At 61.3% G+C, this 13,750-nt stretch carries 12 protein-coding genes and 1 riboswitch; of the genes, 11 read left to right on the forward strand and 1 reads right to left on the reverse strand.

Going from position 1 to position 13,750, the window contains the following annotated elements; all coding sequences use genetic code 11:
• Positions 1 to 76: 76 nt before the first annotated feature.
• Positions 77 to 1,513, reverse strand: a complete 1,437-nt coding sequence (locus WDB88_RS16610; protein ID WP_339109834.1) for a PLP-dependent aminotransferase family protein — start codon at positions 1,511 to 1,513, stop codon at positions 77 to 79.
• A 61-nt stretch (positions 1,514 to 1,574) separates the two neighbouring features.
• Between WDB88_RS16610 and WDB88_RS16615 the strand changes: the two genes are divergently transcribed.
• The 11 genes from WDB88_RS16615 (at position 1,575) to aroA (ending at position 13,750) form a co-directional block, all read left to right on the forward strand.
• A complete protein-coding gene (locus tag WDB88_RS16615; RefSeq protein ID WP_339109835.1) occupies positions 1,575 to 2,225 on the forward strand; it encodes a pyridoxamine 5'-phosphate oxidase family protein in 651 nt (216 codons plus the stop codon).
• 111 nt (positions 2,226 to 2,336) lie between these two features.
• The gene (gene ybeY, locus WDB88_RS16620; RefSeq protein WP_330629249.1) at positions 2,337 to 2,837 is read left to right on the forward strand and encodes an rRNA maturation RNase YbeY; all 501 of its coding nucleotides are present in this window, start codon (positions 2,337 to 2,339) and stop codon (positions 2,835 to 2,837) included.
• A 35-nt stretch (positions 2,838 to 2,872) separates the two neighbouring features.
• Entirely contained in the window at positions 2,873 to 3,763 is an 891-nt protein-coding gene (locus WDB88_RS16625) for a hemolysin family protein (RefSeq protein ID WP_330629250.1), read from the forward strand.
• Between the two features lie 39 nt (positions 3,764 to 3,802).
• Positions 3,803 to 5,341, forward strand: a complete 1,539-nt coding sequence (gene lnt / locus WDB88_RS16630; protein ID WP_339109836.1) for an apolipoprotein N-acyltransferase — start codon at positions 3,803 to 3,805, stop codon at positions 5,339 to 5,341.
• A gap of 11 nt (positions 5,342 to 5,352) precedes the next feature.
• Positions 5,353 to 5,402: riboswitch (SAM-SAH riboswitch) on the forward strand.
• Positions 5,403 to 5,410: 8 nt separating this feature from the next.
• A complete protein-coding gene (gene metK / locus WDB88_RS16635; protein WP_330629252.1) occupies positions 5,411 to 6,577 on the forward strand; it encodes a methionine adenosyltransferase in 1,167 nt (388 codons plus the stop codon).
• Positions 6,578 to 6,646: 69 nt separating this feature from the next.
• Entirely contained in the window at positions 6,647 to 7,828 is a 1,182-nt protein-coding gene (locus tag WDB88_RS16640; protein ID WP_339109837.1) for a hypothetical protein, read from the forward strand.
• 4 nt (positions 7,829 to 7,832) lie between these two features.
• Positions 7,833 to 9,038, forward strand: coding sequence for a hypothetical protein (locus WDB88_RS16645; protein WP_339109838.1), 1,206 nt, complete (start codon positions 7,833 to 7,835; stop codon positions 9,036 to 9,038).
• 10 nt (positions 9,039 to 9,048) lie between these two features.
• The gene (locus WDB88_RS16650) at positions 9,049 to 10,239 is read left to right on the forward strand and encodes a hypothetical protein (protein ID WP_339109839.1); all 1,191 of its coding nucleotides are present in this window, start codon (positions 9,049 to 9,051) and stop codon (positions 10,237 to 10,239) included.
• A gap of 159 nt (positions 10,240 to 10,398) precedes the next feature.
• On the forward strand, positions 10,399 to 11,529 hold the full coding sequence (locus WDB88_RS16655; protein ID WP_339109840.1) for a hypothetical protein: 1,131 nt from the start codon (positions 10,399 to 10,401) through the stop codon (positions 11,527 to 11,529).
• Positions 11,530 to 11,572: 43 nt separating this feature from the next.
• A complete protein-coding gene (locus WDB88_RS16660) occupies positions 11,573 to 12,337 on the forward strand; it encodes a tRNA (guanine(46)-N(7))-methyltransferase TrmB (RefSeq protein WP_330629259.1) in 765 nt (254 codons plus the stop codon).
• Positions 12,338 to 12,406: 69 nt separating this feature from the next.
• Entirely contained in the window at positions 12,407 to 13,750 is a 1,344-nt protein-coding gene (gene aroA / locus WDB88_RS16665) for a 3-phosphoshikimate 1-carboxyvinyltransferase (protein ID WP_339109841.1), read from the forward strand.

Consider the following 13,750-nt stretch of genomic DNA (forward strand, 5'->3'; position numbering starts at 1 on the left):
TGCCCGCGGGTTCAAGGCAAAACTCTGGCAGGTCACGGGCGGGTTTCCGCCTTTGGTAGAACACAAGGCCATCCGCTCATCCCATGCGGGCCAGAAGCGCGCAGAGGCGGCGGGCCGCGTCCCCGAGCGTATCCTCGTCAAACCCCGCATAGCCCAGAAGCAGGGCTTCTGGTCCGTGCGGCAGGCTGCAATGATCGGAGAGGGCGGCCACGCATAGCCCTGCCTTGGCGGCCTCGGCACTGATCTCGCGGTCGCTGACCCGCCCGTGCAGCTTTGGTCCGAGCCCCGCGCAAAGATGCATCCCGCCCGCATCGGGCGCGAGCTCTACAAACCCCTGCGCCGGTGCCATCGCCGAGAGCAGATAGGCCTGCCGGCGCGCATAAACCCGTCGCATCCGGCGCAGATGCAGCGCGAATTCACCGCTTTCCATGAAACTGGCGAGCGCGGGCTGCGGGGTCAGCGAGGCCTGCCCCCCGACCGCGTCGAAATACGCCGCGATCTGTGGCAGCATGCGCTGGGGCACCACCATATAGCCGATCCGCAGGGCGGCGCTGAGCAGTTTCGAGAAGCTGCCCAGATACAGGACATTCTCCAGCCGGTCGAGCCCCGCCAATGCTGGCAGCGGCTGGCCACGATAGCGGAATTCGCTGTCATAATCATCCTCGATCACCACCCCGCCGGAGCGACCGGCCCATTCCAGAAGCGCCAGCCTGCTGGACAGGGGCATGCTGCGACCCGTCGGGTAATGGCGCGAGGGCGTCACTATCGCGGCTCTGGCGCGGGCGGGGATCTGCGCGGGGTCCAGCCCCTCGGGGCCGATGCGGACCGGATGGGCGCGCGCTCCGCACGACATCAGGGTGCGCGCCATTTTCGGCCAGCAGGGATCTTCGATGGCCACGGTGGTTTTGGGCGGCAAAAGCGCGCGGAAGATGATCTCGAAGGCGTCGCGCGCCCCCGAGGTGATCACCACCTGCTGCGGGTCGCAGGCAAGCTGACGCCATGCCAGAAGGTGATCGGCGATTGCAGCGCGCAGCGGATACCACCCCAGCGGGTCGGGGCGGGCCAGCAGATCGGCCGAGGGCGCGCGCCAGGCGCGGTCCAGATGACGCGCCCATTGGGCATGGGGCATCAGGGCCGGATCGGGCAGGGCGCTTTGAAAGGGCCGCCAGCTGGCGACCGGTGCGGGCGGGTGACGCGGCACGCTGGCCACCCGTGACAGATGCGGCAGTTCCTGCGCGACAAATGTGCCTGCCCCCTGTCTGGTGACCAGATAGCCCTCGGAAATCAACTGGTCATAGACAATCTGCACTGTCGTACGCGAGACCGATAATTCGGCCGCCAGAACGCGGCTTGCCGGAAGCCTGACGCCGCAAAAGGCGTTGGAGGACAGGATCTTGCGCCGTAGCCCGTCCAGAAGCTGGGCCTGCAGGCTTTCGGCGGCCGCAGGGTCCAGCAGCAGTGCAAACAGGGCGCTGTCCAGATTGGACTGATATGATTTATCGGAATTGGCCATTTATAAAATACCAATATGCCGCCAGACCTGAGGCGGCAAGTTCAATTTCGGATCTCTTCCCATGTCAGATACCCTGCCCGTCACCGAGCGCACCCGCCTTCGCCGCAGCCATGAGCGCGGCTGTTTCGACCGCGAGGCCATTTATGCCATCCTTGACGCGCAGCCGATGTGCAGCGTCGGCTATGTAATTGATGGAAAACCCTTTGTTACGCCCACGCTGCAATGGCGCGAGGGCAATCATGTCTACTGGCATGGCTCCTCTGCCAGCCGTGCGCTGCGCCATTCCCGCGATGCCGACGTGTGTCTGAGCGTCGCCATTCTGGACGGGTTCGTGCTGGCGCGCTCGGGGATGCACCATTCGGTCAATTCGCGTTCGGTCACGCTATACGGGCGGGCGTTCAAGGTGGAAGACCCTGCCGAGAAGCACGCGAAACTGGGGCGTTTTGTCGATACGCTCTTTCCGGGCCGTTATGGCACCCTGCGCCCCGATCATGCGCAGGATCTGAAAGCGACGATGGTGCTGGGGCTGGAGATCGCCGAGGGCAGCGCGAAGACGCGGAGCGGCGGTCCGAAGGACGAGGATGCCGATTACGAGCTGCCGATCTGGGCGGGCGTCCTTCCGGTGCGCAGCGTGGTGGGGGCCCCCGAACCCGATCCGCGCAATCTGCCGGGGGTCGAGATGCCAGCGCATGTGAGGGGGTTCCGGCTCTGAGCTTTGGGCCCGCCTGCCGGTTACGGATCGCGGTGGGCCTGAGGACGCATTTTGGTGAGCCACTGCGGAAGCCTCTTGCCGGACAGGGGGGGCGCATTGTAGCGAACGGGAATGCAGATCGATATTGATATTGACGATTCCCGCTGGGCGGAGCTCGGGCTTGAGGCGCTTTGTGAAAAGGCGACAGAGGCCGTATGCGCGGCGCTTGGTCTTGAGGCTGACCTTTGCGAGCTGTCGGTGCTGGGCTGCGATGATGCCCGCATCAAGGAACTGAATGCGGAATTCAGGGCAAAGGACAAGGCCACCAATGTGCTGAGCTGGCCTGCCGAAGAACGGGGGGCCGAAACCGAGGGCGATGTGCCACAGGTGCCGGAGCCCGATATGTTCGGCACGATTGCGCTGGGAGATCTGGCTCTGGCCTATGAAACCTGCATCCGTGAAGCCACAGAGCAGCAGAAATCCGCGCAAGATCACGTTCTTCATCTGATTATTCACGGGTTATTGCATCTTTTGGGCTACGATCACGTGAGGGATGCAGATGCGGTCTTGATGGAAGCGCTGGAAATCCGCATCCTTGAAAAGCAGGGTATCGCAAACCCATATGAATTTTGAGGCCGCCAGGCGCGGTGTAATTTTGGAAAGGACGAATGGGACAGGCCGCTGACGGAGCTCTCTCCGCCGAAAGCCCGGTTTCCGAAGAGGAACCGGGAGAAAATTCCGAACCCCGATCGCGGGGTTTTCTTGGACGTTTGTTCGGGGGCTCTGCCGCGGTCGAAGACGCGGTGTATGACGAACCTGCGCAAACACCGCAACACGCCCCGCTTGGCTTGGGCAATCTGCGCCGCATGCGTGTCGGCGATATTGCCATTCCCAAAGTCGAAATCGTGGCCGTTCCGGACGATATCCCGCCCGCAGAACTGGTCGCTGTTTTCCGCGAACATGGTTATTCCCGCCTGCCGGTTTTCCACGAGACATTGGATCAGCCTCTTGGCCTGATCCACCTCAAGGATCTTGCCTTGCAATACGGGTTCAACGATCATCAACCCGATCATGTGGTGATGCAGGATCTGATGCGCCCGCTGCTTTATGTGCCGCCCTCGATGCCGATCGGGGTGCTTTTGCAGAAGATGCAGGTGCAGCGCATCCATATGGCTCTGGTGATCGACGAATATGGCGGGGTAGACGGCCTTCTCACGCTGGAGGATCTGATCGAACAGGTCATTGGCGAGATCGAGGACGAACATGACGAGGTCGAAGGCGGAATGTGGCGGCAGGAAAAGCCCGGCCAATGGGTCGTGCTGGCCCGTGCGCCGCTCAGCGATTTCGAGGCCGAGATCGGGCATGTGCTGGCCGATCCGGAAGAAGAGCAGGAGATTGACAGTCTGGGGGGGCTGGTCTTCATGCAGATCGGGCGTGTTCCGGCACGGGGCGAAGTGATCGTGGCCGAAAGCGGGGTCGAATTCGAAGTGCTCGATGCCGACCCGCGCCGCATCAAACGTCTGCGTGTACGCCTGCCCGGAGTGGCTCCGGCAGAGTGAATGTGCTGGATTAAGATCGGCAGGTAAGGTCAGGATTTCTTGCGTATTTTCGGTTTCATGAGATCTCCGGCCCGACCGGTCTGGAACGTGTTGGGTCTGGCCTTTCTGGCCGGTTGTGGCATCGGTCTGGGGCAGGTTCCTGTGAGCCTGTGGCCGGTGGCAATCCTCGCTTTGGGGCTGCTGCTGCGCTTTTTGTCGCGCCAGCGCCCCGCCCATGTCGCTTGGGCCGCCTTCATGGCGGGGGTCGGCCATACCTGTGTGACGATGTACTGGATCACCGAGCCGTTCTTTGTCGAGCCCGAGGTTTTCGGCTGGATGGCCCCTTTCGCGCTGGCGCTGATGGGGGCGGGGTTCGGGGCGTTCTGGGCGGCGGGGGCCGGTCTGGGGGCGCGGCTCGGGCATGGGCCGGTGACACGGGCTTTGGGGATTGCGCTGGGGCTGGGGCTGACCGATGCGATCCGCAGCTACGCGTTCACCGGCTTTCCCTGGGTGCTGTTCGGCCATATCTGGATCGGAACGCCGGTGGCGCAACTGGCCTCTCTTACGGGGCAACTGGGGCTGAGCTGTGTCACCCTGCTGCTGGCGGTCACGCTGTCTTTCCCGGGCCGCAAAGGGGGCTTGGGCGCGGGGCTGTGTCTGTGGCTGGGCGCGGCGGCGATCTGGGGCTGGGGGCAGGCGCGACTGGCCACCCCTGTCGACTATCCCGCCCGCCCCGCCGAAATCCGCATTGTCCAACCCAATGCCGAGCAGAAGCTGAAATGGCTGCCAAAATATCGCGCCCTGTTCTTCCAGCGCCTGCTGGACCAGTCCTCGGCCCCCGCCAAGACGCCGCTGGATCTGATCGTCTGGCCCGAGACCTCGGTGCCCTTCTTGCTCAACTGGCCCGGCGATGGTCTGGAGATGGTGGCGCAGTCGGGCAAGGGGGTGCCGATTGCGCTGGGGATCCAGCGCAGTGACGGGGACCGTTATTACAATTCCCTTGCCGTGCTGGACGGGCAGGCAAGGATCACCGCGCTTTACGACAAGGTGCATCTGGTGCCGTTCGGGGAATATATCCCCTTCGGGGATGCATTGGCGAAGCTGGGGATCAGCGCCTTTGCCGCGCAAGAGGGCAATGGCTATTCGGCAGGGCGCGCCGAAACCGTGCTTGATCTCGGACCGGCAGGGCAGGTGCAACCGCTGATCTGCTACGAGGCGGTGTTCCCGCAGGATATCCGCCATGCGCCCGAACGGCCCGACTGGATCATGCAGATCACCAATGATGCGTGGTTTGGCCAGCTGTCGGGGCCGCGCCAGCATCTGAGTCTGTCCCAGATGCGCGCGATCGAATTCGGGCTGCCGGTGGTGCGCGCGGCCAATACCGGCATTTCGGGACTGATCGACCCCTATGGGCGCCTGCGGGAGCGTATCGGTATGAACCGCGAGGGGCATCTGGATGTTGCCGTGCCTAAGGCCTTGCCCGTAACGGTTTATGCCCGTCTGGGGGATTGGCCCAGCATTACGGCGATGCTTGTGGCTTTACTTCTCTTAAGGGGTTTGGGGCTAATTATCGTTGACCGGCCCCGCGCAGAGGTCTAGGCAACGGTATCGAACCATCACAACGGCTTCCTGGCGTGGTGGGGATATAACCAACGGAGCACGTCTTTCATGACACGTAAGAACTATATTTTCACCTCCGAGTCGGTCTCCGAAGGCCACCCGGACAAGGTATGTGATCGCATTTCCGACGCCATTCTGGATGCGTTTCTCTCGGAAGAGAAAAACGCGCGGGTCGCTTGCGAAACCTTCGCCACCACCAATCAGGTTGTTGTTGGCGGCGAGGTCGGGCTGACCGACAAAGCCAAACTGGCGCTTTATATGGAAAAGGTTGATGGTCTTGTGCGCGATTGCGTAAAAGACATCGGCTATGAACAAGACGAGTTCCATTGGGCCACTTTGAAGGTCGCCAATTTCCTGCATCCGCAATCGGCGCATATCGCGCAGGGCGTGGATAAGGATGGCGCGGGCGATCAGGGGATCATGTTCGGCCATGCGGTCGACGAGACCCCCGAGCTGATGCCGGCGCCTATCCATTACAGCCACGCGATTCTGCGCCGTCTGGCGGAGGCCCGCAAATCCGGTGCCGAGCCGACCCTGCGGCCCGATGCCAAATCCCAACTCTCGGTGCGCTATGAAAACGGCAAACCGGTCGGGGTGACCTCGATCGTGCTGTCGACGCAGCATGCAAGCGAAAGCCAGAGCTCGGATGATATCCGCGCGATTGTCGAGCCCTATATCCGCGAAGTCCTGCCCGAGGGCTGGATCTCGCCCGAGACTGAATGGTGGGTCAACCCGACCGGTACCTTCGTGATCGGGGGCCCCGATGGGGATGCGGGTCTGACAGGGCGCAAGATCATCGTGGATACCTATGGCGGCGCGGCCCCGCATGGGGGCGGTGCCTTCTCGGGGAAAGACCCGACCAAGGTGGACCGTTCGGCGGCTTATGCCGCGCGCTATCTGGCGAAAAACGTGGTGGCGGCCGGGCTTGCGCGCAAATGCACCATCCAGCTGAGCTATGCGATCGGTGTGGCCAAGCCGCTTTCGGTCTATGTGGACACTTTCGGCACCGGTCAGGTGCCGGACGAGGTGATTGAACAGGCGCTGGTGCAATGTATGGACCTGACGCCTCTGGGCATCCGCACCCATCTGGATCTGTGCAAACCGATCTATGCCCGCACGGCAGCCTATGGTCATTTCGGCCGCGCGCCCGAAGCCGATGGCGGTTTCAGCTGGGAAAAAACGGACCTTGTCGAGGCGCTCAAGAAGGCGGTTTGATCTTTGGTCGGAAAAGACGCTAATAAAACGCGCCTCCAATGTGGGGCGCGTTTTTATTAGGATGATTACATGATCAACGATTTGACCAAGTTGATGGAAGCCATGCGGACGCCGTTTCTCCCGAAGGAGGACATGTCCGCGCAAAAACGGCGTCTGGAGGACGAACAGCGGCTACGGACCCTGTTTGCAGACAGCTCTCCCGCAGCCAGCAAGGGCCGGTATTCCGCCTTCGAACTGGAACTCCATCACCGCTACCACCGCTATGGCGAGCGGGCGGTCGCGTTGCTGTCTGCTGTGATTATGACCGATGAAGTCTGCGCGATGCTGTTTCGGGCGGGGCGATACCCCGACATGCCCGAGATCGAGAGCGATACCGCGGAAAGCTTCCTTGCGGATTTCGAGGCTTGTCTGGCCGAACCGCTCGCGCATCTGTTGTCGCTCGAGCCTGCACCCGATCTGAACTGGCTTCTTTGCGATCTGTTCGACTGGCCGCAGCGGCCGCAGACAGATCCGCTTGAATTCGCCCCCGAGCGCATCAAACCTCTGGCCGAGCAGTTTATTGCCCGCTTCCCGCGTCACGGCGGCGAGGCTCTCAGCCATTTCTTCAACCAGTTGCCGGACGAGATTGCGATTGATCTGGTGCTGGATGTCGAGGTGGAAGATGCCGCGCTTGCGTGGCTTCGGCTCGAACTGGCCGATTTTGCCCTGCTTTACGAAGCATACGAGGCGGAAAACTGCGATCTTCCGGGCTATTGGATCGTGCATCAGAGGCATTGGGCCCTTTCGCAATTCTGGCCGCGTTCGTCGTCTGGCAGGATGGATCTGCCCGACGATGTGTCCGGCCTGTGGTTCCGCAAGGTGCCGGAGGCGGGCCTGCCTGCGGCCCATTTCATCCTGTGGCATCTGGTCGAGACGCGGCCCTATTGTGCCGAAATGCAGGTCTCGTCCGAGCACGTTGCCCATCTGGTGGTGCATGACGCGGACGTTTATCATATGGCGCTCGAGGAGGCCTTTGCCGCCTATGATCCCTCGCGCCCCGAGGAGGAGGCATTTGAGCGGGCCTTTGCCGCGATAGACGCCCTGCCGCATCCCGAACCTGTGGCCGAACCGGAGGCCGATCCGGTTTCCGTGCCCCCAACACCGGCGGCGCAGTCCAGACCGGATCGCTCCTCCCCCCGCCTTATCTGGCTGGCCCTGCTGGCCGTAGGCTGCCTCGCCCTGGCGCTGGCGCTTCTGTCCGTGAATTGGTGATCTCATGACCTCATTGAACGCGCTTTTAGCTGCGAACCGCCATTGTTTCGCGCTACCCGATCCGCATTTCCGCACGGAAACCGAGGCTCTGCTGCGCCAGCTTCTGGATGCGCCCGATCCGGCAGGGGCGGAGCTGCGCTATACGCCCTTGGAAATTGATTTCGCAAAGAATTTCCGGTCCGAAGGCCAGAAGGCCGCAGCCCTTCTGGCGGCTTTTTTACAAGCGACACCCGATTTTGCTTTCCTCTTCCCCCTCGGGCGGCCCGCCGAAGCGCTGGCCGGCACGCCTCCGGCCACTGCAAAAGAGACAAAGAATCTTACATCGGTGTTCGAGGATCGCTACCTCAGAATGATGGCCTATGCGCTCTATGAGGACACAGAGGGCGACCTCGACAAGATGCTCGCCAATATGTGCGATTGGCCGGCCCCCGATGATGATTTTTATATTGATGCGTATAAAAATCCCGAATGGCCGCCCGAAGTTGATCGGCTGTGCGAGGAGTTCCGTGCCCTGTTTCCTGAGCACGGCGGCGAAGCGCTGGATTACTTTTTAGGTGCGTTGTTTCAAAGCGCAGAAGATCCGGACGGCGCGCCTATCGAGGATTCCGCAACCTCTATGGCGGTTCAGGCGTGGCTCCGGCTGGAACTGGTCGGGCTGGCGGTGCTGTGCGAGGCAATGCGCATCGAAGAGGACGATATTCTGGGCTATTGGCCCGCTGCCTTGTGGGAATATAGCCTGCTGGATGTCTGGGTCGGGCCGGTGCTGCCAAAACCCGATGCGCATGATGCGGTTGTCGCGCTGTGGTACGAGCGCGCCGCAGAGATCGGCATCCGCCCCGCGCGCGAGATTTTCGGCATGGTGAAGACGACGATGCCTTGGCTCTTTGCCCCCGAGGCCCCTTTGGAGCACGGGCAGATGCCTTTGCAGGCCGAGCATGCCAAGGCCTATCGCATAGCCTTCGAGGCCGCCGTCGCAGCCTATCGCGGCGCCGACACCCAAGAGGAGGGCCTTGCCAAGGCGCAAGCCGTGCTCAGCAGCCAGCCCCGCCCCGCCCAGACCAGCTACACCCGCGCCGAGGTCCATAAGGTTGCTGCAAAACCGGCCCCTCGTGCCGTACAGCCTGCTGCAGGTGGCATGGGCATGGCGTTCATGCTGGGGTTCGCGGTGCTCTGCCTTGTGGCGGCTGGCGTATTTTTGCTGGCGTTCTAAGGAGATCAAAGTGATCCGGCAAAAACCCTTGGAAGAGGTTCTGGAGCAGAATCGCGCGTATTTCGATCTCTACAGGGACGCTGGATTTGAAAAAGACAGATCTCGTGTCAGTCAGCTTTTCAGTGAAGCGCGACCGACGTATCAAACGGTCGCGCATCCGCAGATAGAGCCCGAGTTCATCGCGCGTATCGCGCCTCTCGGCGCGCGCGGGGTGGATCTTTTGGCCGCTTGTCTACAGGTGCCTGAATTCGCAAGGCTTGTCAGGTTTGGCATAGACCCGAGGGATGATCGCCAATGGTGCAGCGCCGACAAAGAGCTGCGTGCGCTTGCGCCATTTCTGGACCGGATGGTGTCGGCGCTTCAAAGGACGCCTGAGCAGTCGTTGAACGATATGCTCTCTGCGGTGTTTAGCTGGACGCCAGTCGAAATGGTCAAGCCGGACGATACGATGCCGCTCTGGGCCTTGCAACGTGAATTTATCGAGCTTTTCCCTGCAAATGGCGCGCCGCTATTGGGACAGTTCTACCATATGTATCTACAGGACGGGCAGCAGGAATGTAGTGGCGAACTTCACTGGCGCGCCGAAGTGATCGCCTTTGCGGATTGGTGCCAGAGGATCGAACTCAATCACTATCACTGGCCGTCCCAATGGGTGCTTCAGCAGTGGCGCTTCAAGTTCATTTCGAAATGTGTCGAAACAGAGCTTGGGCCGGTCGAAAGCGGGGAAACTCCCAGCCTGTGGTTTGAACTGGCGGAGAATATCGGTTTCGAAGCGGCGGAACAGGTGCTTCACTATATTAAGGAAGATCGCTCCGACCTTCTTCTCAATAACAAAATGGCCTTCAATACTCCCCTTCGGCTGAAAAGCGGCACTGCACGCCAATATGCTCTTCTTCTAAAACGGGCGGAGCTGGCCTTTGGTCTTGATCCGCAGGTAGAGAGAGGTCTGGCGCTTGCGCGGTTGATCATCGGCACGCCGACGGTTGAGGATCTTCAGGCGGCACGGATAGTCCCAGCGGCCAGAAATCCCCAAACCATGCCGCCGCTCGAAAACCGGGCAGCGGATGATGGCTCGAACCAGACCAGTCTGAAGCCAACCGACTTGCTGATCATCCTGCTTATGCTGGCGGTCGTCTGTGGCACGCTCTACGGGATTGTCGCGATGGTCGCCAAAGTCATTCTGGCTTCGATTATGGCATGAGGATACGCCACCATATTCCTGTTTTACGTATGGCAGGTTTGTGCGTATGGGGCCTTCCCCGTGCCCATCGGCTGCCGCGTGTTTATAGCCGCTGCGATATTCGTAAACCTTGGAGGAATGCGTTGTCATCGTGATAACGTGCCGTTGAATGGACGCACCATGTCTGAAACGCTCATCGAACTTGCACATGCCAATCGTCCGTATTTCGATGCCCATTTCACCTATCGGTTAGACGCGGATCGTATAATATATCGGGAGAATATATACAGATGGCGCATGGCCTATGCGCATGGTGGCTACCCCGACGATATCGTCGAAATCAGCCAGTCAATCTTGGATACGGACCGCGTTGGCATTGATTTGCTTCTGGCGTGTCTACAAGTGCCGTCTTTCTCCGACGTCTTCCTTTGCCCGTCGGAACTGGCAAGGGGGCGCGTCACAGAGGTCCCCAAAAGGAAGGCCATTGTTGCTATCTATGCCCAAAGGATACGGACCGTTCTCGAAGAAGAACCACGTAGATCGCTGCCGGATATGCTGTGTCAGGTTTTCGGTTGGAAACGGATAAAGCAGCCCTCACCATATCTATGGCAACGCGGCGAGGGGCGCGACTTTCTGAACCAGTTTATGGCACGTTTCCCAGAACGAGGCACCGAAATTCTGGCTCTTTTTGCGGCGCAGTTCGAGGCGGGGCGTAGCGGAACTGGCATCTCGTATTTACGGTTTCGGGCGGAGCTGGCTGGGCTTTTAGCGTGGTGCGAGAGGATCGACCTGAACCGGATGAACTGGCCTGCGCAATGGGTCATGGCGCAGTGGACACCAGCTTTCAGTGCCTTCGATCTTAAATGCGACATCGGTTCGCCAGAGGCCGAGGAAGCCGCTGATCTGTGGTTTGCTATGGGCGAACGCATAGGCTTTGCGCCTGCCGCAGATATGTTTCGTTTTGTGCAGGCCCATCGGCCGTGGCTGTTTTTCACGGATAGTATGTGTTCAGATGGTCACCCGAAGCTCAAGATGGGCGCTGCACCGGAATATATGCAAACGCTCAGACGGGCAGAGCTGGCCTTCTGCTTGGAGGATGATATCTCGAAGGAGCTTTATCGGGCAGAGTGGGCAGTCACGCAGCCTTCGGGTCTCGATCTACAGGCTTTGCGCGCAAGCACACGCAATAGCCTGCCGTCCCGTTTTCTGGAATGTGTCATGGCGATTGTCTTCGGTGTGCTCTTCTGCGCCGCGCTCTACGGCATTGTTGCCGCCATCGCCAAGGCCGTGGTCGCAGCGGCTGGCGCATGATGGGCCTTGACCAGAGGGCATGGCATTGGCTATGCGCGCGGGCATGAGCGATGATATCAAAACCCCGGATCACCCCGAACGCGGCTGGCGCAACTTCTATGGTCGCCGCCACGGACCGACGCTGAACAAGGCCCAGAAGGATTATCTGGATGAAGACCTCGAGGCTCTGTCTCCGGGGGCGGTGGATTGGGATGTGAACCCCGAGCGCACGCCTATCGACATGGCCACCCGTTTCAAGGGCAAGCCGGTCTGGCTTGAGGTGGGCTTTGGCGGTGGCGAGCATATGATCCATATGGCCGAGACCTATCCTGAGGTCGAGATCATCGGCTGCGAGCCCTATATCAACGGCGTTGCGATGCTTTTGGGCAAGATCCGGCGGATGGCGGTGCAGAATGTCGCGGTCCATCCCGGCGATGCGCGCGATGTGATGGATATCCTGCCCGCAGGCAGTATCTCGAAAGCCTTCCTTAACTATCCCGATCCGTGGCCCAAGACCCGCCATCACCGCCGCCGTTTCGTGACGCAGGAACATCTGGTGCCTTTGTTCGAGGCGCTGGCCCCCGGGTCCGAATTCCGCATTGCCACCGATATCTGTGACTATGTCCGTCAGGCAGTGCAGGAGGTCCCGAAGGCGGGCTTTATCCCGCAATTCGAGGTGCCCGCGGCTTTTGATTATGACGATCCGCAGGAAGTCTCGGGCGATTGGGACACGCCTTGGGATGACTGGCTGTCGACGCGCTATGAGCAGAAGGCTCTGCGCGAAGGCCGCAAGCCGCATTACCTGACCTATCGCAAGCCCGAGGCATAAGCGCCCAAACCCGTTGCCTGCCGCCCTGTCATGCGCTAGCAGAGGGGCGACAAGACAAGGGAGGTCCATATGTCCGGCCATGGTGATCCGATCCGTATGAGTTCGCAGAAATGCGGGCCGCTTTCTGGTGTGGCCGAGGTGCCCGGTGACAAGTCGATCAGCCATCGCGCGCTGATCCTTGGGGCACTGTCTGTGGGCGAGACCAAGATCACCGGCCTGCTGGAAGGCGAGGATGTGCTGGATACCGCCAAGGCGATGCGGGCTTTCGGGGCGACCGTGACCCAGCATGGGCCGGGCGAATGGTCCGTGCAGGGCGTGGGGGTTGGCGGCTTTGCCGAGCCCGAGCAGGTGATTGATTGTGGCAACTCGGGCACGGGTGTGCGGCTGATCATGGGCTGCATGGCGACCTCGGATATCACCGCGACCTTCACGGGCGATGGCTCTTTGCGCAAGCGTCCGATGGGCCGTGTGACCGACCCGATCGCTCTGTTCGGGGCCAAGGCCTATGGCCGTCAGGGCGGGCGTCTGCCGATGACGGTGGTGGGGGCGCCCGACCCCGCGCCTGTGACCTACACCACGCCCATGGCCTCGGCGCAGGTGAAATCGGCGGTGCTTCTGGCGGGGCTGAATGCGCCCGGACAGACGGTGGTGATCGAGAAGGTCGCCACCCGTGACCATACCGAACGCATGCTGCGCGGCTTTGGCGCAGACGTGACCGTGGAAGACACGAACGAGGGCCATAAGATCACCCTGCAGGGCCGCCCCGAGCTGGTGGCGCAAACCGTGGCCGTGCCGCGTGATCCGTCTTCGGCGGCATTCCCCGTCTGTGCAGCGCTGATCGTGCCGGGGTCCGACATCACGGTGCCCGGTGTCAGCCAGAACCCGACCCGCAATGGGCTGTTCACCACGCTCAAGGAGATGGGCGGCGATATCGAGTTCCTGAACGAGCGCGAAGAGGGCGGCGAGCCTGTGGCCGACCTGCGTGTGCGTCACTCGGCGCTGCATGGCATCGAGGTGCCGGAAGACCGTGCGGCCTCGATGATCGACGAATATCCGGTGCTCTCGGTCGTGGCCGCCTTTGCGACGGGCAAGACCGTGATGAAGGGCGTGCATGAGCTGCGCGTGAAGGAAAGCGACCGGATCGACGCGATGGCACGCGGGCTTGAGGCCAATGGCATCACGATCGAGGAAGATGAAGACACGCTGATCGTCCACGGCATGGGCCAAGATGGCGTGCCGGGTGGCGGGGTGGCGGCAACCCATCTGGACCACCGCATCGCCATGAGCTTCATGATCCTTGGCCTGGCCGCGCAAAAGCCGGTCTCGGTGGATGATGGTTCGCCGATTGCGACCTCTTTCCCGATCTTCGAGCCGCTTCTCAATGGCCTTGGCGCCAAGATCACGCGGGACTGA

Source organism: Thioclava sp. GXIMD4216, from assembly GCF_037949285.1.
In the GTDB taxonomy this organism is placed as follows: Bacteria; Pseudomonadota; Alphaproteobacteria; order Rhodobacterales; family Rhodobacteraceae; genus Thioclava; species Thioclava litoralis.